Below are 23,395 nucleotides of genomic sequence, written 5' to 3' on the forward strand. Positions count from 1 at the left end.
ACCAATCGATTAATCCTCTCTTTGCGGATCGGCTCTTGAGTACAAGAAATCCGTATACGAATATGCAGCAAGCCGATCTCGGTTGTTTCCAGTGTTTCTCGACGAATCAACCGATCAGTAGATCCGTATCACGGAATCGGCCGACTGCTGAATACCGGTGGAAATACGTCCTCACTCACCACCGAACGACGCGTCGGCGAGCAGTTGTCGAACGGCGGTGGCGGCGTCTTCGAACGCGTTCAGATCCATACTATCCGTCGTCATGATCGTACCGACCTCGCCCTCCAGCACTCTGACCACGAATCCGTCCTCGTGGAACCTGATAGTGAACTCGTACGGGCCGATACCCGTTCCGTCTGTCTGGGGAGCAATCGACGTTCTGACTGGTACCTCCGCGAATCCGACCCGCTCGAGTTCGACCAGTGGTTCCTTGGCCGTTCGGGCGGCTTCCACCGAGTCGTAGAGCCCCTGACGAAGATAGAGCACGTCGAACGCGGATGGCGTAAAATACACCACACCCCGGAGTGTGTCGCCGAGGCTGGTGCGTGCGGCGCTCACAAGGCCGGTCGCCACGTCGTCACTGATGGACGTTCTGAAATCTTCAGCAATCATCGAACACATAGAGGTGCTACACCATATCAAGGATTTCGCCTACAGTTACACGAATCCATCAGAACCTCGGTAAGCCAATTTGTCAAACCATCAGGCCCATCGTGAATGTGTTATTAGTACGTCATCTGTGGTACCCTCGAGTATGCGGCGCAGAGAACTCATGGAAGTGGGGGCCAGCATGTTGGCTGTGTCCATGACGGCACGACAGCGCCGATCGCCCGCTTCACAGTCCCAGACCGGCACCGCTATCGAACAGCTCGTCTCTGACACGTACGACCAACTTGGACTCACGACCGGGCTCTCGCCGTCGGGGGACGTCGTGGTGTACGGGTTCGACGACGGAAACGTGATGATCCACGATGACGACCACGACGGCGAGGTGATCCCTCTCTCCGTCGATCGATACGTCAGCCACCTCCTCGTGCGTGAACCCCAGACCGCAATCGTCGCCTGGATGGACGCCGATCTGTTCGGCCCACTGGATCTCGAGGTCGGTGACGGCCCGCTCGTCGAACACCGAGGGCTGTGGGCTATCGACGCGACGACCGATGGTGAGCGAATCGCATCCGTCTCCCATCCCGCCGACACCGTCGGCAGCGTTGGCGTCGCGGACGGCCAGGGGTCAGTGATGTGGTCGTCGCCGCTCGAGGAGGCAACCGGGTACGCGGTCGCGATCACCGAAAACGGCGAGTACGTCGCAGTCGGGGCCGCCCACTACTGGGAAGACGGGGTCGACCCTGCCGGTCGTCCGGGGATCCGACTGTACGACGACACCGGTACTGAACTGTGGCATCACGACCACGATGAAGACGTCCTCTCGATTGGCATCTCCACCGCACACGAGGTGGTGGCCGCGGGAACGGACGACGGCCAAACGATCGTCCTCAACCTCGAAGGAGACCTGCTCTGGGAGAGCGATGAGTATGGTGGGTGGATCGCCCTCTCTGGCAATGGCGAGACGATTCTTTTGTCGGAAACGGACGGAACGCTCGTTGCACTCGAGTCGACCACCGGAGACGAACGCTGGATCGCCGACGTCGACATGTGGGTCGGGGAGGATCTCAGCGTCTCCGACGACGGGGCACGATGTTTGCTTGCCGACCGCGGCGAAGGTGAGTTCACTCTCGTCGACGAGGGAGAGACGGTCTGGACGGAATCACACGACGTCGGCCCCGGCCGTGGCACACTCGCCGGCGATGGCAGTATGTGGAGTACGATCGTGACCGATCTCGAGGACGAGACGAGTCTGCTGGAAGCCTATCGCGATCCGGAGGCGGTCTCGGAGTCTGAACCTACGTCTGGGAACGCATCGACCGACGAGGATGACGACGAATCGTCGGGAACTGATGGGCCCGTCTCACTCGAGCTCGTCGACTACTACATCCTCGGCAACGATCCCGACGAGGAATACATCACGCTACGGAACACCGGTGATGAGACGCTCGAGATGGCGGGATGGATCCTCCGCGACCGCGAAGACGGTGGTCGTGTTAACGTGAATCTCTCACCGTTCGTGTTTCCGAGTGGGTTCACGCTCGAGCCAGGCGTAGAGGTGACCATTGTGAGCGGACAGGGGGAACCGACGGGCGACTCGCTCTACTGGGGACAAGACAACCAACACATCTGGAACGAGGATGGTGATGTCGTCATCGTCCAGAAAGCGTCTGAAGAGGAAGTTTTCAGAGCGGATATCACCGCCAACCCCGAGAATAACGAAAACGGAAATGATTCGCCAGTCTCGCTCGCACTCGTCGATTACTACATCGATGGCGGTGATCCACAGGAGGAACACATAACGATACGAAACACCGGTAATGCGGCTCTCGATCTCACCGGCTGGCGGATCGAAGATGCTCACGGAGTCCCAGCCTCCAACATCTCTCCGTTCGAATTTCCACCTGGGTTCACGCTCGATCCGGGTGCAGACGTGACCTTCGTCACTGGTCAAGGGAACAATACGGCCGACACACTCTACTGGGGATACGGGCGACAGGTGTGGAACGAAGACGGTGATACTGTCTATGTGTACGATGGAGAGGAGAATCTCCACCTCGAGGAACAGATCGCCTCAGATGATTCCACGAACGGAGAGCCATCGAATGGCGAACTCACGGTCACAATCGACCACACGAACGACCCAGTCGAAGCCGGCGAGCATCTGCAGGTAGTGGCAAACGTAGCGAATACCGACACTTCAGACAGCAGCGATACGGTCGAACTGGTTGTGGGCGGTGAGGTGGTCGACTCCCAGTCGGTGACGGTATCCGGGGAGACAACCCAACGCGTCGAAATGGGTTATACGACCCATCCCGTCGAACAGGATGTCTCGTTCGAGGTGACGGTGCGAACGAGCGACGACAGCGCCTCGACGACGGTTTCAGTGTTTACCACGACTGACGACGGAGATGGTGAACCCGATTCTGCGGACGATAATACGGACTCGGATGATGAGACCGACGACCCTGGAGAGCAAGACGACGGAGACACAGACGAGCCAGAAGACACAGACCAGCCTGCTGAGTCGGACGACCCAGACGATTCGGACGACACCGAGGAAGAGTCGGAGAGCCCAGACGATTCGGATGATTCCAACGGAGAATCGGATCCCGATTCAGCGGAGGGCGAAGACTCACCTGCAGGTTCTGATAACGGGGATGAGACGGAAGATAACAGTAGCGAATAGTGCAAAACGGTCGAATCGCTAGGCAACAGGATCACACCCTTTCAGACCCGACCGTTCGATAGTGGGCTCGAACGGCCTCCAGGAGATTCGATCGCCATTTTCGGTCATCGGGTTGGGAGATACCCTCGTAGCGCTACCATTCTCTCGAGTCTGGGGATGCAGGGGTGCTGTATCGACGATTGGCTCCAGCTTGACACCCTCGGAATGGGGACGAGTATTCTCGATGTAAGTGACCTAAAGGTAACCTATGATATAACCTCCCAGTTAGCACAGGTATTTCCTCGGCCGCTGGACATATAATTCATGAAGCCACGACATTCGCAACGGCCAGCACATATCCGTATTCTCGCTATTCTCTTTTCACTGCTTATGATTGGGTCAGTCGTCGCACCGGTCGCCGCGGCAGGTGGCATCGGGGTGGACGCGCCAGCGCAGTCGGAGTCCGGGTTCGACTCGCTAACCGACACCACGATACTGCAGGAATCGAGTACGGACGACGACTCGAGTTCGACGGACAGTGGTGAGGAACCGGACGACGGTTCGAGTGACTCAGGTGAATCCGGCCAGGTGCAAACGATATCGGCCAGCGACGCGTCGTGTGACCTGACTGTTGAATCTGGTGAGTCTATTCAGTCGGCGATCGCCACGGCTGACTGGGGTGAGAAGATCTGCGTCGACGCCGGAACCTACGAGGAGGATCTGTGGATCGACACCGGCGGGGTGACGCTTGTCGCGAACGGAGAAGTGACGCTGATTCCCGACGAGGAGACGTGGACCGGTGTCTACGTCAACGCCAGCGGCGTCACGGTCGAGGGCCTCGAGGTTCGGGAATTCTCTCGAGGCATCCACGTGGCGTCCGAGACGAGCAACGTCGAAATCCGGGAGAATCTACTGACGGCGAACGACGTCGGTGTCAATCTCGCGGCGGTCACTGGAACCGTCGTTGACGCCAACACCATTACGAACAACAGCGAGAACGGAATCATCTTCGCCGGGTTTTCAGCCCAGGAAAACGTCGAGATTACGAACAACACGATCACGCACAACGAGTACCACGCGATTAACGCGATCGCTTCGACGGGTTCGAACGGGGCGACCGGAACCCTCGTCTCCGGAAACACCATATCGAACAATACTGGCAGCAGTACTTCACCGGCGATCACGTTCAGGCGCTCGAGCGACACGATCGTCGTCGACAACGACATCCAGCACGACGGTCAGATCGCGATCGACTTCCGTGACTATTCGTACGACGCTTTGATCGAACGAAACACGATTACAAACACCTCGCGAGGCATTCACCTCGGTGACGTCTCTTCGATCGTGATTCGCGACAACGACATCGAGGGTCTGACAGCGTCTGCCATCTGGATGCGCGCGTCGAGTTCGATTGAGATCGTCGACAACCGACTCGACGGTAACCAGCAGGGGATCAGATCCGGGGGACTAGATACGCTCCTCGTCGAGAACAACACGGTCTCGAGCGAGCGAACAGACCTTAGTCTGTCCTCGACAACCGATGCGACGGTTCTCGAGAACGAATTCGCTACTGGAGTTCAGATAACGAGCGGGACGAACGAACAGGAGATGGATCACTTCCTCCACGAGTTCGACGACAACACGGTCGGGGGTGATACGCTCGTCTACGTGCGAGACGTAGACGGTGTGACGATCGACCCCTCTAGTCATCCGGACGCCGGTCAGATCATCGTCGCGAACTCGACGAACGTGGAAATCTCGAACTTCGAGCTCGCCGGCACCGTCGCCGCTATTCAACTCGGGGTGACCGATGGAACGGTCGTCACGAATAACAAGATCGAAGACGGTAACGAGGGCGGGCCGGGTGGTATCGTCGATATGGGCTCAACCGGGACGATAATCGAGCACAACGACGTCTCGACCGTGATGTACGGCATTCGCTTGGTCGGCGGCACCGAAAACGTCGTCCGAGAGAATACGGTGAGCGACACGTGGGGCCCAGGCGGTGATGCGTACACCTTCGGCATCCTGGTCGAGCGGTACGGGACGGATCACGAGGTTCGTGACAACACGGTCACCGGCTCGTACAGCGACGGTATTCACGTCGCGAACCGGGCTCACGGGACGCTGGTCGAGGGCAACACGCTCGAAGCCAACGGCCGACACGGCCTTCAGATCCGGTGGAACGCCCACGACTCTGTGGTTCGAGACAACGAAATCTCCGGTAACAACGACTACGGGATCTACCTCGAACGCGCCGAGCGAACGGTGGTCGAGGGCAACGACGTTTTCGAGAACACGCTCGGGATCGTCGCGGGTCGTGACGCCGACGATCTGCTAATCGAGGACAACGCGGTCACCGACAACAGTCGACAGGGCATTCAACTCGAACCACCAGGCGCATTCTCCTCTGGAGACGCCCCGTACAACGCGACGATTCGCCACAACGTGATCACGGACAACGGCCACGAGGGGATTCTCCTCGATGAGGCCGCGGACGCGACGATCACGGGCAACACGATCGTCGACAACGGACACGTCGATCCGACCTGGTCGTACATCACCTACGGTAACGGCATCGAACTGCGCGACGCAGTCGACGCGACGGTCGCAGAGAACACGATCGAGGGATCGGTCGTCGACGGCCTGGTCGTCGGGGCCGGCTCGGCTAATGCAATCCTGTCGAACAACACGGTTGCCGACAGCGGCGAACGCGGAATCTACGTCGACGCGGGGAACGCGACGCTCCGTGACAACGCCATCGCGGGCAACCCCGAGGGGGTCGTCTCGGGTGGCGACGAGGTCGACGCCCGCTGGAACTGGTGGGGAGACGTGAGTGGGCCCAGCGGCGGCGAGTCGGATCCCGTCAACGGGACGATAGCCGATGGATCGGGCGACAGCGTCGGCGAAAACGTCAGGTTCGATCCGTGGCTCGCCGCAGATCCAGACGCAGATCCCTTCTTCGAGGTGACGATCGACTCGACGAACGCGCCCGTCGAAGCCGGTGAGTCGATCACGGTCGACGTAACCGTCCTGAATACCGGCGCCGAGAGCACCGGGTCTATCGAGCTCGAGGACTTCGACCGCACAGTCGTCGACACGGCCACCGATGTCGAACTCGAGAGCGGTGAACAGACGACGATCCAGCTGTCGTGGTCGACCGACGAGACCGATGTCGGCCTCGGTGACGTGACCGTCCGGAGCGACGACGACGCCGACAGGGCGCCAGTCGCGATCCAATCCGGTGGCGCCGTCGAACTCGAGGAATGCGCCGCGATTCATTTCGCAGGCACCTACACGCTCGCCGGTGACCTCACGGGAAGCCAAACCTGCATTGAGATCACCGCGGACGACGTGGAAATCGACGGGCAGGGCCACACCCTCGAGGGTGTCGGCGTGGTGGACGACGGGACGCAGTACGGGATTTACGTCAACGACGCGGACAACGTCTCAATCAGCGACGTGACGATTGACGGCTGGGACACCGGGTTGTACGTCGCCGGGAATGACGGCGTTTTCACGGACGTACTCGTCGAGAACGGAGGTACTGGCGCGGAGTTCGGTAACGCAGACGACAACGAGGTGACGAACCTCACGGTCAGGTATACCGAGAACCGGGCGCTTACCGTCGGTGGTTTCTCACACATTCCGGCCAGCGGGAACACGTTCACGAACGTCACGGCGTACGACACCGAACGGAGTGGCGGTGGATTCGATCCGGGTGCGATCAATCTCGGATGGGCAGCAAGTAACAACGAGTTCGTCGGGGTGAACGCCTCCAACAACACCGCCGGTATCCGTACGGCAAGCGGTTCGTCGTCGAATACACTCGTGGACGTCGAAGCCCACGACAACGACCGGTATGGGCTGAATCTCGAGTCGTCGAACGGCGACGTCTTCGACGGCGTCAAGGTCTCGGGCAACGGCTGGCATGGGATTCGAATCAACGGCGACTGGAACTCGTTGTCCAACGTGACGGCGACGGATAACGACGGAACGGCGATCTACCTCACGAGTGTGAGCACCGATCCGTCCGTCGTGGGGAACTCACTAGACTCGGTACTCGTTGAAGACACAGACGGAAACGGGATCGGTCTCAGCAACGCCGTGGGAACCGAGTTCACCGACGTTACCATCGTCAACAGCACTGGCAACGCAGTCGACATGCGAAGTGAAGCGAATCACAACACGTTCACCGGCCTCTCGATCCACGGGGGCGAGTCGAATGCCGTCTACCTCGATCCGGGTCAGTACGACAATAACGACGATAACACGTTCAAAGACGTTACCATCTCGGATAACCAGGGCGGTATGTCGCTCTTCGCCGACCGTACGACCGTCACGAACCTGACCGCCAAAGACATCGGGGGAACAGCCCTCAGTCTCTCTGGCTCAGCTACCGACAGCGTCGTTACTGATGTCTCGATCAGCAACGTTTCGACGGGTGTGGGTATGTCCGGAAGCCCAACGAACAACGAGGTATCCAACGTCTCGATCACGGATGCGGGAACTGGTCTCTCCGTTTCCGGGGCCGATAACCATCTGTCGAACGTGACGGTGACCGACAGCGCCACCGACGTTTCGGTTGGGCCCACGACGAACACCACCTTCGAGAGAATCCACCTTGAGGGATCGACGCTCTCGTTTGACGGCCAGGACGTCACTATCGACGGAACGTCGGTACCCGAGACTATGCCCGAAACGGGCTATCCGATCGACGCGTACGTGAACGTGACGGCGAACGGCGATGCGCCTCTCCTGACAGAACTCGGGTTCCACTACGATGAAGCGGATGTCGACGGTCTCGATGAGGCTACACTCGAGCTCTGGCGATATGACGACTCCGGCACTTGGGAGTCGGCGAGTGAGGCGTCCTACGACGTCGGCGTCGACACGGACGAGCGGTTCGTCTACGCGACGAACGTCACCGAAGTCTCCACTTTCGGCGTCTTCGCGGACACCTCGCCCCAGGCGTCGATCACGCACCCGTCGCTGTCGGACGAGGAGGTCGTGCAGGGTGAGTCGGTCACGGTCACCGCACAGGTGACGAACGTCGGGCTCGCCGACGGGGAACTCACGATTCCGCTCGAAGTGAACGGCCAGGCCGTCGCCAACGAGACGGTCACGCTCGACGTCGACGAGTCCGAGACGGTCTCGATCACGCACGTCTTCGACGAGTCGGGCGAATTCGACGTCTCGATCGACGGCCTTTCGGTGGGCACCGTCACCGTCCTCGCGAGTGCCGACGTGCTGATCTACGGAGCTGACGCGGACGAGACGGCTGTGACGCTCGAGGAGACGATCACGGTCACCGCCGACCTGTACAACAGCGGCGACGTACCGGACGAGCACACGGTCAACCTGACCGCTGACGGCGATGTCGTCGACGAAACGACCGTCACCGTTGATCAGGGAACCAACCCCGGCCTCGTGGAACTCGAGTGGACACCGACGGCTGCGGATTTGCCGTCGGGCGAAGATAGCGCCGAGTTCGACCTGGGACTCGACGGATTCGTCGTCGGCTCGGTGACGGTCGTCGACCAGTACTCGGACATCCAGGTGATTGCGGCATCCACTGCTGACACCGAACTGATCGAGGGCGAGGAGACGTACGTGATCGGGTCGGTCTACCAGGCAGGGAACGTGGAGGGAACTGAAGAGATCGAACTGACGGCGACGCACAACGAGACGGGCGAGACTGAGGTAATCGACAGCCAGGACGTCACACTCGCGCCGGGATACTACCACCTGGGTGCACTGAACATCTCGTTCACCCCGGACGAGCCGGGTCACTACGACCTCGAGTTAGGTGATCGGAACGCCGGCTGGGTGGACGTCGAACCTGCCGAGTCCGATATCCAGGTCATCGCCGCTTCGAGCACGGAGACCGAGTTGATCGAAGGCGAGGAGATGCACGTGATCGGCAGCATTTACCAGGCAGGCAATATCGAAGGAACCGAAGAGATCGAGTTAACGGCGACGCACAACGAGACGGGTGAGACCGAAGTGGTGGGAACCCAGAACGTGACAGTCGCGCCAGGATACTACCACCTGGGTGCACTGAATATCACCTTCACCCCGGACGAACCAGGTCACTACGACCTGCAACTGGGTGATCGGAACGCCGGCTGGGTGGATGTCGAACCCGCTGAGTCCGATATCCAGGTGATTGCGGCATCCACTGCTGACACCGAACTGATCGAGGGCGAGGAGACGTACGTGATCGGGTCGGTCTACCAGGCAGGGAACGTGGAGGGAACTGAAGAGATCGAACTGACGGCAACGCATAACGAGACAGGCGAGACCGAAGTGGTGGGAACCCAGAACGTGACGCTCGCACCGGGTTACTACCACCTGGGAGCGATCAACATCACCTTCACCCCGGACGAGCCAGGTCACTACGATCTCAAGTTAGGTGATCGGAACGCCGGCTGGGTGGATGTCGAACCCGCTGAGTCCGATATCCAGGTGATTGCGGCGTCAACTTCTGACGTCGAACTGATCGAAGGCGAGGAGACGTACGTGATCGGGTCGGTCTACCAGGCAGGGAACGTGGAGGGAACTGAAGAGATCGAACTGACGGCAACACACAACGAGACGGGTGAGACCGAAGTGGTGGGAACCCAGAACGTGACACTCGCGCCAGGATACTACCACCTGGGAGGGATTAACATCACCTTCACGCCGGACGAACCGGGCCACTACGACCTCGAACTGGGTGATCGGAACGCCGGCTGGGTGGACGTCGAGCCGGCCGTAACGGACATTCAGGTGATCGCGGCGTCGACTTCTGACGTCGAACTGATCGAAGGCGAGGAAACGCACGTGATCGGGTCGATCTACCAGGCCGGCAATATCGAGGGAACTGAAGAGATCGAATTGACGGCAACGCACAACGAGACAGGCGAGACCGAAGTGGTGGGAACCCAGAACGTGACGCTCGCGCCGGGATACTACCACCTGGGAGGGATTAACATCACCTTCACCCCGGACGAACCGGGCCACTACGACCTCGAACTCGATGGCCGGAATGCCGGCTGGGTGGACGTCGAGGAAGCCGTCACCGACATTCAGGTGATCGCGGCGTCCGCGTCGGACATCGAGATTTCCGAGAACGAGGAGACCTACGTGGTCGGGTCGGTCTACCAGGCGGGCAATATCGAAGGAACCGAAGAGATCGAGCTGACGGCGACCCACGAGGACGGTACAGAGACGGTCGTGGGAACCCAGGACGTGACGCTCGCGCCGGGATACTATCATCTGGGCGCATTGAACGTGACGTTCGAACCCGAACAGAGCGGCAACTACACCCTCGAACTCGGTGGCACGTACGCAGGAACGGTGTACGTCGAGGAGATCGTCACAGACATCCAGGTCATCGCGGCATCTACCGCCGACGTCGAACTGATCGAGGGCGAGGAGACCTACGTGATCGGCAGCGTCTACCAGAACGGAAGCGACACCGCGACCGAGGAGATCGAGCTGACCGCGACCAATCAGGAGACGAACGAGACGCACGTCGTCGGCAGCCAGGAGGTGACGGTCGCGCCGGGATACTACCACCTCGGGGCGATCAACATCACCTTCACACCGGACGAGCCGGGGACGTACGACCTCGAACTCGATGGCCGGAACGCCGGTTTCGTGGAGGTAGAACCAGCGGTCTCGGATATTCAGGTAATCGCAGCGTCGACTGCTGACACCGAACTGATCGAGGGTGAGGAGACGTACGTGATCGGGTCGATCTACCAGGCCGGCAATGTCGATGGGACCGAAGAAATCGAACTGACGGCGACACACAATGAGACGGGCGAAACGGAGGTTATCGCCAGCCAGGAAGTCACGCTCGCGCCGGGATACTACCACCTGGGAGCGATCAACATCACCTTCACACCGGACGAGCCGGGCCACTACGACCTCGAACTCGATGGCCGGAATGCCGGCTGGGTGGACGTCGAACCTGCCGAGTCCGATATCCAGGTGATTGCAGCGTCCACCGCTGACGTCGAACTGATCGAAGGCGAGGAAACGCACGTGATCGGATCGATCTACCAGGCGGGCAATGTCGAGGGAACCGAAGAGATCGAACTGACGGCAACGCACAACGAGACGGGTGAGACCGAAGTGGTAGGAACCCAGAACGTAACGCTCGCACCGGGTTACTACCACCTCGGGGCGATCAACATCACCTTCACACCGGACGAACCGGGTCACTACGACCTCGAACTCGATGGCCGGAGCGCCGGCTGGGTGGACGTCGAACCTGCCGAGTCCGATATCCAGGTGATTGCAGCGTCCACCGCTGACGTCGAACTGATCGAGGGTGAGGAGACGTACGTCATCGGGTCGATCTACCAGGCGGGCAATATCGGAGGAACCGAAGAGATCGAACTGACGGCGACGCACAACGAGACGGGCGAAACGGAGGTTATCGCCAGCCAGGAAGTCACGCTCGAGCCGGGATACTACCACCTGGGGGCGATCAACATCACCTTCACACCGGACGAGCCAGGCCACTACGACCTCGAGTTAGGTGATCGGAACGCCGGCTGGGTGGACGTCGAACCCGCCGAGTCCGATATCCGGGTAATCGCGGCAGCTGCCACCGAGAGCGAGATTGCCTACGGCCAGGATACGCACGTGGTCGGGTCAGTCTACCAGGCCGGCAATATCGAGGGAACCGAAGAGATCGAGCTGACGGCAACGCACAACGAGACAGGTGAGACCGAAGTGGTGGGAACCCAGAACGTGACGCTCGCGCCGGGATTCTACCACCTCGGGGCTCTGAACATCTCGTTCACACCGGATGAGCCGGGACACTACGACCTGCAGTTGGGTGAAAGGAACGCCGGTTGGGTCGACGTTTCCGATCCAGTAGTCGAACCGACCATCGTCGACGTCGACGGCTACTCGACAGAGACCGACCCCGCAACCGGAAACGGCGTGGTGTACGCGAACGACGACGCCAGCGTGACGATCGACGTCGAGGCCGACCTCGACCTGACGACGGTGACGCTGTTGATCGACTCGCTCGAGACAACGTACATCGTCCCCGCGGACGCGACCCACGACGCTGGGGACACCTGGATTGCTGACGTTCCGTTCGGGAACCTCCCCGACGACGGCGAGTACGCGCTGTCGGTCATTGCGGTCGACGAACTCAATCACGCGGGAACGGTCGACGCCGACGAGACGCTCGTGATCGACCGCGAGGATCCAACGCTGTCGGTCAGCCTCGAGGACGTCACCGGCGACGACGCCACTATCATCGTCGAAAGTGACGAACCGCTCGTGGACGCCCCCGAGATCGAAGTGACCGTCGAGGACATCTCCAGTAGCGTGTCTACGATGGGCGACGATCCGTCGGTGACGATCGACTCGAGCAACACTGACAACACGACCTTCACGGGAACGCTCACCTTCGGCGACGAGTCGGGCGAGTACACCGTCGACGTGATCGGAACCGATCGGGCGGGCAACGAGGGCACTGCCTCGACCGACGTGGTTCACTACCCGTTCACGCTCGAGAATGACGTTATCGAGATCGAAGGACTCGACGTGCAGATCGTCCTCGACGTCGTCGACGATGTCGATGCGGCCGTTAAGGCTGAGAACCTGGCGCTTGCACTCGCCGAGAGCACAGCTAACGCGAACCTCGATGACGGCGCCCACGGCGTCGGCTTCTTGCAGACCGAACTGCCCGGACTGCTCGACGTCCACCTCGAGGGGGCCGAGATCGCAATGCCGATCGACGAGGCGGATCTCCCAACCGGATTCGACGCATCGGACGTCGAGATGCAACACTACGACTCGGCCACCGGCGAGTGGTCGACGGTCGAGGACACGTCCCTCGACTACGAGCTAGGCGACGATCCGTATCTCGTCGCCGACGTGTCGGGCTTCTCGACCTACGGGGCCGTAATCCCCGACACGACGGCGCCGACGATTGATTCGATTGGGGTCGCCGACGGCCACGAGTTCGACGCGGGAACCGAGACCGTGAGCCTCGAGTTCGCCTACGAGGATGACCTCTCGGGCGTCGACGTGGGCTCGATCGAGTTACTCGTCGACGGCGAGCTACAGACCGATCCCGAGCAGACGGCGATCGGTTCGAGTGGAGCAACTCACATCCATCAGGTTGCCGACGGTGGAAGCTACACCGTGATACTCCACGTCGCAGACGAGGCGGGTAACGATGCGACCGAGACGGTGACGTTCTCGGTCGCGGAGTCGGACGAGGACGATGATGATGCAGACGACTCGGACGACACAGACGACTCGGACGACACAGACGACTCGGACGACACGGACGACACAGACGACTCGGACGACACAGACGACACAGACGACACAGACGACAAAGACGACAAAGACGACACAGACGACTCGGACGACAAAGACGACAAAGACGACAAAGACGACAAAGACGACTCGGACGATTCGGACGACGCAGATGACTCGCAGGACGACGGTGGTGACGCAGACGGGGATGACAGTTCCGTTGACGACGATCCGTCTGACACGGACAGGGACGACGAGGCTCCGGAAGACGACGATGACGGATCCCCAGAAGTAGATGACGCCGATGAAGCCCCGGAAGACGATGACGACAGCATTCCTGGCTTCGGCGTAGTCGTCGCCCTGATCGCCGTACTGTCAGTACTCTGTGTGCGTCTCCGCGGAGCGGCTATCGATCGATCGTCACTGGCGTGACCGCGTTCGGCATATCCAATCACTCGTTCTCGAAAGGTACATTTGCAAGAAGCGTGTGAGTAGGTTCTCCAGAGGCGTTGTATTGCGAAGTTCGGATCATCTCATTGGAAAATCTCGAGAAGGATTTCCCTGCTATACAAGAGACCGGTAGTGCTACGCACCAGGAACACCGACGGCCTCGAATCCCGTGATTCCGAGGAACGCCAACACATACAGCATGATCAGGATGGTCAGCCACGCGAGGATCCCGATCATCGCAGCGGCAGTCCAGCTCGTGGAGTATCGCCAGTTGATTACCCCAATGTAGGCGATAAGCGCGACCAACGGCCCAAGTAAGGGAATCCAGCCAACGAGAGCCCCGAAGACGGCCCAGACAATCGCCCCCAATAACGCGGTGACAATTGCGTGATCGAAGTCCTTCGCGCCGACGATGACTCGAGCACCGACGTAAATACCGACGGCTCCAAGGAGGAGACTGACGAGAAAGACAACTGCGGTGGCGACGACCATACGAGAAATGTATCAGTCCAGCATAACAAACCTGCTGCTTGCAATTTCTCCCTAACCGATACGCACGATTCTTTCATCGATCGTTTCGCCAGGATCCCCACACTTCACGATACTTCTCGAGTTCTCGGCACCCTTCCTTCCGCTCGAACGTATCGATGGCGGAGAGTACCTCGTTGTCCTTGACCCACTCGAGCAACACACGAAATTCACCGACACTAAGTTTGTACCCTGGTGGTTCTTCCGCCGGTCGAGAAAGTAAGCCGGAAATCACCGATGGGCTTCAGCCTGTGTACGACGACGTGACCACCCCGACTTCAAGGGTCGGGGTTCTCGTCTTGCTCCGCTACAAAGACGCACGGAGAATATCGCGGAAGAGGTTCCTGGGCGGAGTGATGATTCAGACCCAGTCTCCAGGAACGAACTCGCGAATCTCTCTATGATTTTTGTAGACAGTATCGATTACCTCTAACGCTGAGACGACGTTTGCAGGAGACGGCAACTCGTTCTGGTGGTATAATATCACTCCACGGTTTTGGTCGTACTCGAGATGGTCGTCATCTTCAGTGAAAATGACCCAGTCGTTCGCTTCGGCGTACCGACCGATTTCGTCGTCACGCGCATCTTGTGAGAGTTCATCACGGACTGTAGAAACGGTAATCCACTCCGTTTGGCGAAACGATTCGGTATACTTCGCGTTGACGTTCTGATCGCACAAGATTCGCACGCTTAGGCTCCCGTTTCGGAGTCCTCTGTGTTTGGAGCACGGCTCTGGACACGAAGCCTGTGCTTCGTTGCTTCCCGCTGGTTACGGATGACATCCATCACTTCAGGATGGGCATCGTAGTACTCGAGAGCGGCAGCCACCTGGTGGCGCGACAAATCAGGGTATCCCTCCAGAATATCTTCGATCGTCTGCTCACCATCACGGATACTTTCACCAATCGTGAAAACACCGATACGTGTCCCATCGATCCGAGGCTTCCCACCGAGGATCTCCGGTGTTTTCACGATCGGTGTCTCTCCGTGTTGTGCAACTCCTTCATCGAGTTGTTCGAGTGCCTGTTGTCGAGTTTTCCCACGCCCCTCAATGCCGGTTTTTTCATCGATAGCGACCCATTCGTCGGTCTCTCGGGTCAGTCGAATCGTTTCTGCACTCATGCGTTATCCCTCCGATCAATGCGCGACCATGCGAGGGAGTTGCCGATTTTCTTGCTCGTAACTTTGTGCTCCTCTTCGAGTTGGCGGAGTCGATAGTCGGCACTCGGCCGTTCGATGCCTAATTCGCCTGCAACGTCATTCGTACCTGCAGGTTCGTGTTTTTCAACCGCGGCGAGAACAGCTTGCTCAGAGTGTTGCGGAGTGAACCGACCTCGGTCATCGCGCCTGCTCTCGCTCATATCAATCAGTAAACGCTCCAGTAGTAAAAGTCCATCTACTGTAGAGTAGATGGACTACGTGCCAATTTTCAGGTAAAAGTATGTTCGGTTAATCGTCGGCGTCAGTCGATGACATCGGTGTATTTCCCTCCAGAGACAGCAAGAAACGTCTCTAGCGCTGTTTTGACTCCAATCAATCCTCCGGTCGCTCAAGAGTCGGTCAAGAGCCGGTCGAGAGTCGAACGAGTTCCTGTGTAGTCTCATTGTGAGAGTGTGTTTACGCAGGGTTTCGACTAATAGTTCGTTCGCTCCGACTGATCTCGAGAGAACTGCCCTATCGTGCTGACCTTCTGATGATAGCTTCGTTCTGACGTTCGCCACCCTCGAGTCCGTTCACCACCGAAATACGTTCATCCGAAAACGATCATTACGCACCGTATTTCACACATACATATGGTTTTCGGTGCCGATTGACTTTTGTGTCGTGATGGTATAGGGGCAGTTGCGCACTAACACCTTCCTGTACCGATATGCAAACTGAAATTACCTCCGCCGACGGCGAACACGACTCGAATTACGACCAGGCTAACGATCGCTACGTCTTTCAATACGATCCCGATGGAACGGCGACGCTCACGACGACAATCGTGCACGCCCTCTCGAGTATCGCGAACGTCGACGTCTCCCAGGGCGAGTTCTCACTGTACGACAGCATCGATCCGGATGCACTCGAACGGCTCTTCAGCCAGAAGGCAGACGGGGACGCCCGACTCGACGGGCACGTCTGTTTCCGGGCGCTCGAGCACGAAGTGTATGTCTTCGCCAACGGCGACATCTTCGTCTATCCGCCCTCCGGGCAGTCGGCCTCATTTCACCGCTGACAAATCCTGATCGTCGTCTTGCCGCCCCATCACCGCAACCGCACCTCCAAGCGTCGCGACCGATGGCTATCCAGAGATCGTTGTACTCAACGTTCGAGCATCAGCGTCGTACCGTGTCCATCGGCTCAGAAACGCCCCGATCGACGAATAGCGCCTCGAGTGAGGAATTACTGACCCTCGTTCGACATCCACTGACCCTCGAGTGAGGATTCACTGACCTCGAGCGACAGCTACGCGCTCACTCTCGTGTCGACTGCGCGTGGAAACTTGAGCCTGACGACGCTCCCGCGAGGCTCGTTCGTGTCGAATTCGATTATGCCACCGGATCGAACGACGATCCAGTTGACGAGCCACAGTCCGAGGCCGCTGGCGTGTTCCAGCGGCGTCTCCCGCCTGGAGGTCAACACGGCCTGTTCGTCTGCCGGGATCCCCGGCCCGTCGTCGGTGATAGTCACGTCGATCGTCGACGCCGTGGCAGTGACAGTCACCTCGACGGTCGGATTCGGTCGGTCGCTGTGTTCGATGGCGTTCTCGAGGACGTTTTCGATCGCCGACCGATGGAGCGGGTCGGCCCGGGCGAGTGCCCGCCCCTGGGCATCGACGATGACCGTTGCGTGAGCGTAACTGCGCTGAAGCCGTTCAGTTGCGTTTCGAACCGATGCCGCCATATCGACGGCCTGCTGTTGGCTCTCCTCGTGAAGCACGAGATCGACTTCCCGTGCGAGATCGCTGAGATCGGCGAGTGCGGTCGCTTTCTCGTCGATGGCCTCGAGGAACTCCGCACCACTGGGCTCGACGTGGTCGGTGAGGAGATCCGCATAGCCACCAATGATGTTGACGTTGTTTTTGACGTCGTGTCTGAGGACGCGATTGAGCACCTGTAATCGCTGTTTGTATCGCCGTTCGTCGGTAACGTCCGTGGCCGTCAGGACGTACTCGTCGGCACCCTCGTACAGCGGATCGATCGTCGTCTTGAATCGACTCCACCGCCCGTTGGCGTGTTTCACTCGATGCTCGATCGGTTCGGCATCGGTTGTGGATCCCATACCCACACGAGTGAACGCCTTCCGAACAGCGTCACGGTCGTCGGGATGTACGTACTTGAGGAGTGGTGCCTCCAGCACGCTCATTGGATTGTAGCCGAGGACAGGTTCGACCGAGGGACTCACGTATTTAATCGTCCACTCGTCGTCGACGGTCGCAACGACGTTTCTGGACTTTTCGATCATGGACTGATAGCGTCGCTGGAGCGCTTCCTCGTCGGTCACGTCTTTGAACAGGAGCACCGTCGCTTCTCGTCCCCGGTGGCTCACGCCCAGCGTGGAGACCTCGAGTCGGATCCGGGTGGCGCCCTCGTCCGGGTTGACGGTTACTCGTTGTCGATCCGATCGGTCGGCATCTACGACGAGGGAGATGACGTCTGGATACCGATCGAACGCCGCAGAGAGGGGACGGCCGATGATGTCGTCGCTAAACAGCGAGCGGGCGGCGTTGTTCGCGTCGACGATATCGCGTTCGGCCGAGAGGACGACGATACCCTCGTTCAGGTTTTCGATCACCGCATCCCGTGCGATCGGTGTGAGTTCGAGCAATCGGTGGTTGAATATCGCCCAGGCGATGATGGGCGTCGTTACCAGGAAGGCAATCGGCGTCAGATCCAGAAAGACGGGCGCAAGCATGCCGATGTTTCCGAGCTGCCCGAGCGCGAGGGGAAACGACCCGGCGATCAGTAGCAGGATGGACTGTCTACGTACTGGGCCAACTCGTCGTCTGATCTGTTGGACGAGTAAACCGTAGGTCACCAGATTGAGCACCAGCGAATAGCCCAGGACGAACAGGAAGAACGACCCCGGCGTGAACGTCAACAGTGGAACGCCATCTGCGGTTTCGACCGTCGGGTCGAGATAGACGTACGTCGTCCCGTGGCCGCTCCAGACGAGGGCGACCATCGCCATCGGAACGGCTGCCAGCAGGGCGAGGCGACCGCCTCGAGCCCAGCGGTCTCGCCCAGTGTAGATGCAGACGAACGCCGGCCAGGCGACCATCATCGCCCCGGCCCCAATCCAGACGAACCGAAGCCAGAACAGCTTCGCCGTCAGTGTCGTCGCCGCCACCTGGACGGCGTAGGCCACAGCCCACCAGGACGCCGCGAGACTGATGCCGATAAACGACAGGACGAGGGGGTCGTTTCTGATTGTATGCTTGCGAAGCACGTAGACTGCGAGCCCGAACGACACGACAGTCGTTGCAGCGAGCAGACCAGTCCACACCGATACGTGCCATTCCATACTGTATTTTGGGTACTCTCGTTCGACCCAACCGCTTCTAACATATCTGGACGGTCATGGAATATGGGCGTTTTGGCTGCCACGTTCTGTTGTCGTTCAGACAGGAATGCCGTGTAGTAGTGACCATCGAACACGATACCCATCAAGAGCGCCGATTAGCTATGGTCTCCACTAACCGCCGTAATGTCTCGAACCTGTTATTTCCCCATACATTACCGACCCGGATCCACACCAACGCCCCACACTCGAGTGGACAGCATCCAGTCACGACGTCTCCGACCTCGAGTGCTTTCCACACCGACGCCTCCCTCGAGCACTGTGACGGGTACAGTTCAAACTACATACTGACCGACCTGAAATCGATTCGAGCCACCACGAAAGCCCCCATCCCTTTCGTTCCCACCTGTATCGACTGGCCGAACAGCCACTGCGGTGGGAATGAAAGGGGCTGGCACGGTCGACCGCTCGGGCGACGAAAGCACGCGAGCGAAGCAAGCGCGCAGCGAGCCCCCGAGTCGAGCGGGTCAAGGGCTTTCGTGGTGGTTGAACTGCGTTCCGAGTACTCGCAGTAGTATCTGAACACGCCCCACTCGACGGATGGGTGACATCCTCCTCGCCGTTTACGGCGAGGCTTCCCTACCGCAGTTGGGATATTTATGGTTTGCAGCTGCTCGCCTGTTCAGCGAACGTCCCCTGTCCACAGCTCGGGTCGCGTTCTCCACGACGGAACAGGTTGACCACTGGACGTGCCACACGCCCGCTACTCCTATCCTCGGAAGACCGGGGATTCAGAGTTACCTTCTCTGCTTGATCTAACCGACGACGAATGTTCTCCGCGCCATTCGAGTCGGCGTTCATCACGGTTCCACAGTTGTGGCAGACGTACAAGCCCCGCTCTACGCGATTCGCCTTCCGCTTTTGCCCACAACACGAACACGTCTTCGACGTTTCCCGCTCGCTCACTGTGACCACGGTGATGCCTTCGGCTTTCGCCTTGTACGTGAGCAGATTCGTGAAGCGGTCGAACGCCCACCCGTGCAAGCCTTCGTTGCCACGGTCGCCCCAATCGCGAGACTCACCAGTTTCGTCATCGTCACGGATGCCTTCGAGGTTGCCGACAGCAATCGTCCGAACACCTCGTTCGACGCACTCTGCTACAATGTGTTTAGTAACTGCGTGTAGGTAATGTGACCGCCGCTCAGAACGCTTCCGTCGAAGCCGAAGTGCTTTGTTCGACCGATAGGAGGTGCACTTCGCGATCTCCTTGGCGAAGTATCGTTCGTCGGTCTTGAGCGCGTTCCCCGGATACAGCTCGTGATCGCCTGTGGAATACGAGACGGCGGCGAAATTCGAAATGCCGAGGTCAATACCGACGGTTTCGTCACCGGGAGACTCGACTTCGATCTCGTGTTTGCACACGATGTGCAGTTCCCATTCGTCTTTTGAGCCGTTCCAGACAGCTCGTACGTGACGGACGTTCTCGACAACAACGTCGGGTCGGGTTTCGATTTTACAGAGGATGAAATCCGACCAGTGGTCTTTCAGATTTCGGCCTTTGGAGAGGCGAATCCTGTTGTTCTTCGCGTCGTGTTTGAAGCCGTCTTCTTTGAACGTGACCGTGGAACGCGGGTGTTCATCGCCGTTCTTTCTATACTTCGGTGGGTTTGCGCGGTCGTCCCCGTTTCGGCGCTTGGCGTACCAACCGTTGAACGCTTCAGCGAGTTCTTCTATGACTCGCTGACTCGACTGAGAATTGAGGTCGGCGTAGCGTTCGTGGTTCTTCAGGTATGCCTTGAGCGGGCCATCCTCGGGGATTGTCCCTGTCTCACTCCAGATACGATCGCACGTCCACCGGGCGATGTTCCAGAGTTTCGAGGCGGCAAACCCGAGCGAGTCCAAGTCACTCTTGACCTGTTGCTGGTTCCGTATGGACGCAACGTAGGTGCGAGTGACCTGAATCGCCATATATAGACTATGTAAGCAAACCTACTTAATGGTGTAGATTCGCGTGGAATATCCGGTTCGCTATTGACGGTGGTTAGTGTAGCTTTTGTCGGATTCACGCCCGGCGTGAACGCCGGGGATTCTCTCCTCGAAAAAGATAGCTATTTTTCACTGCTCGAGGTGACACTTATCTATGACGGTTATCGGATTTCTGAGCACGGCACCGGTCACCGAGGATAGCATGGCGCCAGCAGTGGCAAACGCAATTGAGGCCCTCGAGAGCCACGACGTCACCTACGAGACAGGCCCCATGGGGACGACGATCGAGGCCGATGAGATCGACGAACTGTTCGCCGCGGTACAGGCCGCCCACGAGGCCATCGACGGCGACCGCGTCAGCACGTTCCTCAAGATCGACGACAAGCGAACGAGCGACGACGACGCCGCCTCGAAAGTCGACGCGGTCGAGGAACACCTGGGTCGGTCGGCGAAATCCGACGAGTAGCGTTCGGAATCCAACCAGGATCCCACAGCCACCGTCCCGATCCGACGCCCACCGCAATCGTGACTAACAAACTGTTTGAATGCGGAGGGAGTAGCCACGCCCATGGAAAGTCTCAATCGGATGGCGATCGAGTTGGTCGACGAGGCCCTCGAGTTCGCCGAGGAGCTCAACGTCGGTGCCTACGAACTCGAGAACGAGGCGACGGTACTCGACTTCGGCCTCGAGTTCGACGGCGGGATCGAGGCCGGACTGCTCTGTACGGAGATCCAGACCGCGGGACTGGCGACGCCGAATCGCGACCTGGGAACGGTCGGCGACGCCTCCCTCCCCTACGTCGAGTTGTCGACCGACCAGCCGGCGCTCTCGTTGCTGTGCTCCCAGAAAGCCAGCTGGGAACTCGCGACGGCGGACTTCGAGGCACTCGGGAGCGGCCCTGCTCGAGCACTCGTCGCCGAGGAGACGGAGTTCCACAGCGTCGGCTACACGGACGCGTTCGATCTCACGGCACTGGCCCTCGAGACCAGCGAACAGCCCACCGAGGCCGCCGCCGAACAGGTGGCCGACCTCGCTGAGGTCGAACCCAGCGGCGTCTTCTTGCTCGCCTACCCCACCGCGAGCATCGTCGGCAGCGTCACGAACGCCGCCCGCGTCGCCGAACTGGCGACGTTCAATCTCGCCGAACTCGGCTACGATCCGCTGGACATCGTCTCGGCGACCGGACGCGCACCAGTTCCCCCAGTCCCCGGGGACGAGGAGACGGCCATCGGCCGAACGAACGACGCCATCGCCTACGGGGGATCGGCCCACCTCGTCGTCCGCGAGGACTTCGACGGCTTCGATCACATCGTCTCGAGTGCGGGCGAGGCACACGGCACCCCGTTCGTCGAGATCTTCGACGACCGCGACTGGTCGTTCGAGGAGACCGAAGCCGACCTCTTCGGCCCGGCGACGGTGACCGTCGACGTGATCGGTGGCCCGACGTACGTCCACGGGGAGACGAACGAATCGGTGCTCGTCGACTCCTTCGACCTCAGCTAGGCCGATGCGATTCAAACTCGTCCCCGAGGCACCCGACTCCCTGGCGTACGTCGAAACCGTCCAGCAGGCGGTGCCACTCGTCCCTGGCACCGAGGACGACTGCTGTGCACGGATCATGCGCCGCACCGACATCGAGCCGCGGGACGAAGCCCGCACCTGGCTGACGTTCCTGCGCGCGCTCGAGCTGGCCGAGGAAGGATCGTCCGGCTACCACCGCGTCCGAACCGAACCCGAGCCAGCGACGATGCGTGCGGCCTTCCAGGAGCGCGTCTACGGCGTCGACCGCATCCTCGCGCTGCTCGACGACGAACCGCAGACGGCCGACGAGGTGTTCGAGTCGTTCCGTGAGGACATCCCCGAGTACGAACGCAACAAACACCACACCCGGCTGCGGGAGGTCTGGGGCGAGCGAGTGCGTCGCATCCTCGAGTGGGCCGTGCGCTTCGACCTCGCCGAGCGAACGTCGGATGGATACGTACGGCGGTGATGCGTCGACGACTGACCCGTCCGACTTTCAACTAAACGGTAGCGCGGAGTCCCCTTCCTCAAGCGTGAGCGAAGCGAGCGGTAGGGAGGGGAGGAGCGCGTTCGTATAGTTGAAATGAACTGTGAATCTGATTCGGGTGAGTCAGGGACAAGATGCTGGATACATGTGGTGAGGTAGTTCGGTATGTGCCTGCGTTGTATTTATTGACGTGGCTGACCTACCATCGAATGATGACACGAACCATCGAACTCGATGACGAACTCGCCACACGGATGGAAGGGCATCTCGAGGAAGACGAGACGCTCGAAGAGTTCATCGAGGAGTTGGTCGCGATATACGAACAGGAGGGGCGATTCCTCCAGGAAGGGATCTGACGGCA

13 protein-coding genes and 1 pseudogene are annotated in these 23,395 nt (G+C 59.5%); 7 read left to right on the forward strand and 7 right to left on the reverse strand.

The features are described 5' to 3' along the window. Positions 1-171: 171 nt before the first annotated feature. Positions 172-612: a DUF7522 family protein gene (locus NGM68_RS15420; RefSeq protein WP_252699120.1), complete on the reverse strand. Its 441-nt coding sequence runs from the start codon at positions 610-612 to the stop codon at positions 172-174. A gap of 193 nt (positions 613-805) precedes the next feature. Here NGM68_RS15420 and NGM68_RS15425 point away from each other — a divergent pair, with 193 nt between their 5' ends. Continuing rightward, positions 806-3,295: a lamin tail domain-containing protein gene (locus NGM68_RS15425; RefSeq protein ID WP_252699121.1), complete on the forward strand. Its 2,490-nt coding sequence runs from the start codon at positions 806-808 to the stop codon at positions 3,293-3,295. A gap of 369 nt (positions 3,296-3,664) precedes the next feature. Further along, the gene (locus NGM68_RS15430) at positions 3,665-13,987 is read left to right on the forward strand and encodes a right-handed parallel beta-helix repeat-containing protein (protein WP_252699122.1); all 10,323 of its coding nucleotides are present in this window, start codon (positions 3,665-3,667) and stop codon (positions 13,985-13,987) included. 153 nt (positions 13,988-14,140) lie between these two features. Here the strand turns inward: NGM68_RS15430 and NGM68_RS15435 are convergent, their stop codons facing one another. The 4 genes and pseudogenes from NGM68_RS15435 to NGM68_RS15440 form a co-directional block, all read right to left on the reverse strand. Then, positions 14,141-14,497 carry a hypothetical protein gene (locus NGM68_RS15435; RefSeq protein WP_252699123.1) on the reverse strand — a complete coding sequence of 119 codons (357 nt, stop codon included), beginning with the start codon at positions 14,495-14,497 and terminating at the stop codon, positions 14,141-14,143. 73 nt (positions 14,498-14,570) lie between these two features. Beyond that, positions 14,571-14,764: pseudogene (locus NGM68_RS18375) on the reverse strand (type II toxin-antitoxin system RelE family toxin); the annotation flags it as partial. 130 nt (positions 14,765-14,894) lie between these two features. Next, positions 14,895-15,221: a DUF5615 family PIN-like protein gene (locus NGM68_RS18380; protein ID WP_425493579.1), complete on the reverse strand. Its 327-nt coding sequence runs from the start codon at positions 15,219-15,221 to the stop codon at positions 14,895-14,897. Positions 15,222-15,223: 2 nt separating this feature from the next. Then, the gene (locus NGM68_RS15440; protein WP_252699124.1) at positions 15,224-15,655 is read right to left on the reverse strand and encodes a DUF433 domain-containing protein; all 432 of its coding nucleotides are present in this window, start codon (positions 15,653-15,655) and stop codon (positions 15,224-15,226) included. A gap of 748 nt (positions 15,656-16,403) precedes the next feature. Between NGM68_RS15440 and NGM68_RS15445 the strand changes: the two genes are divergently transcribed. After that, the gene (locus NGM68_RS15445) at positions 16,404-16,754 is read left to right on the forward strand and encodes a HalOD1 output domain-containing protein (protein ID WP_252699125.1); all 351 of its coding nucleotides are present in this window, start codon (positions 16,404-16,406) and stop codon (positions 16,752-16,754) included. 230 nt (positions 16,755-16,984) lie between these two features. Here the strand turns inward: NGM68_RS15445 and NGM68_RS15450 are convergent, their stop codons facing one another. Together NGM68_RS15450 and NGM68_RS15455 are read right to left on the reverse strand one after the other, a co-directional pair. Further along, positions 16,985-19,042: a histidine kinase N-terminal 7TM domain-containing protein gene (locus NGM68_RS15450; protein ID WP_252699126.1), complete on the reverse strand. Its 2,058-nt coding sequence runs from the start codon at positions 19,040-19,042 to the stop codon at positions 16,985-16,987. A 654-nt stretch (positions 19,043-19,696) separates the two neighbouring features. After that, positions 19,697-21,007 (reverse strand): RNA-guided endonuclease InsQ/TnpB family protein, encoded by a 1,311-nt coding sequence (locus NGM68_RS15455; RefSeq protein WP_252699127.1) that lies wholly within the window; start codon positions 21,005-21,007, stop codon positions 19,697-19,699. A 172-nt stretch (positions 21,008-21,179) separates the two neighbouring features. Here NGM68_RS15455 and NGM68_RS15460 point away from each other — a divergent pair, with 172 nt between their 5' ends. From NGM68_RS15460 to NGM68_RS15475, 4 genes are all read left to right on the forward strand, one after another. Next, positions 21,180-21,491 (forward strand): MTH1187 family thiamine-binding protein, encoded by a 312-nt coding sequence (locus NGM68_RS15460; protein WP_252699128.1) that lies wholly within the window; start codon positions 21,180-21,182, stop codon positions 21,489-21,491. Between the two features lie 102 nt (positions 21,492-21,593). Further along, positions 21,594-22,529, forward strand: a complete 936-nt coding sequence (mch, locus tag NGM68_RS15465) for a methenyltetrahydromethanopterin cyclohydrolase (RefSeq protein ID WP_252699129.1) — start codon at positions 21,594-21,596, stop codon at positions 22,527-22,529. Positions 22,530-22,533: 4 nt separating this feature from the next. Continuing rightward, positions 22,534-23,016: a double winged helix-containing putative transcriptional regulator gene (locus tag NGM68_RS15470; RefSeq protein ID WP_252699130.1), complete on the forward strand. Its 483-nt coding sequence runs from the start codon at positions 22,534-22,536 to the stop codon at positions 23,014-23,016. A 230-nt stretch (positions 23,017-23,246) separates the two neighbouring features. Beyond that, entirely contained in the window at positions 23,247-23,390 is a 144-nt protein-coding gene (locus NGM68_RS15475; protein ID WP_252699131.1) for a DUF7557 family protein, read from the forward strand. Positions 23,391-23,395: the final 5 nt, after the last annotated feature.

Origin of the sequence: Natronosalvus vescus (assembly GCF_023973145.1) — an archaeon.
In the GTDB taxonomy this organism is placed as follows: Archaea; Halobacteriota; Halobacteria; order Halobacteriales; family Natrialbaceae; genus Natronosalvus; species Natronosalvus vescus.

Excerpts from the sequence above, each read along its gene's own strand:
- NGM68_RS15420 (WP_252699120.1), bottom strand. The coding sequence starts at position 612 with ATGATTGCTGAAGATTTCAGAACGTCCATCAGTGACGACGTGGCGACC.
- NGM68_RS15425 (WP_252699121.1), top strand. The coding sequence starts at position 806 with ATGACGGCACGACAGCGCCGATCGCCCGCTTCACAGTCCCAGACCGGC.
- NGM68_RS15430 (WP_252699122.1), top strand. The coding sequence starts at position 3,665 with ATGATTGGGTCAGTCGTCGCACCGGTCGCCGCGGCAGGTGGCATCGGG.
- NGM68_RS15435 (WP_252699123.1), bottom strand. The coding sequence starts at position 14,497 with ATGGTCGTCGCCACCGCAGTTGTCTTTCTCGTCAGTCTCCTCCTTGGA.
- NGM68_RS15440 (WP_252699124.1), bottom strand. The coding sequence starts at position 15,655 with ATGAGTGCAGAAACGATTCGACTGACCCGAGAGACCGACGAATGGGTC.
- NGM68_RS15445 (WP_252699125.1), top strand. The coding sequence starts at position 16,404 with ATGCAAACTGAAATTACCTCCGCCGACGGCGAACACGACTCGAATTAC.
- NGM68_RS15450 (WP_252699126.1), bottom strand. The coding sequence starts at position 19,042 with ATGGAATGGCACGTATCGGTGTGGACTGGTCTGCTCGCTGCAACGACT.
- NGM68_RS15455 (WP_252699127.1), bottom strand. The coding sequence starts at position 21,007 with ATGGCGATTCAGGTCACTCGCACCTACGTTGCGTCCATACGGAACCAG.
- NGM68_RS15460 (WP_252699128.1), top strand. The coding sequence starts at position 21,180 with ATGACGGTTATCGGATTTCTGAGCACGGCACCGGTCACCGAGGATAGC.
- mch (WP_252699129.1), top strand. The coding sequence starts at position 21,594 with ATGGAAAGTCTCAATCGGATGGCGATCGAGTTGGTCGACGAGGCCCTC.
- NGM68_RS15470 (WP_252699130.1), top strand. The coding sequence starts at position 22,534 with ATGCGATTCAAACTCGTCCCCGAGGCACCCGACTCCCTGGCGTACGTC.
- NGM68_RS15475 (WP_252699131.1), top strand. The coding sequence starts at position 23,247 with ATGACACGAACCATCGAACTCGATGACGAACTCGCCACACGGATGGAA.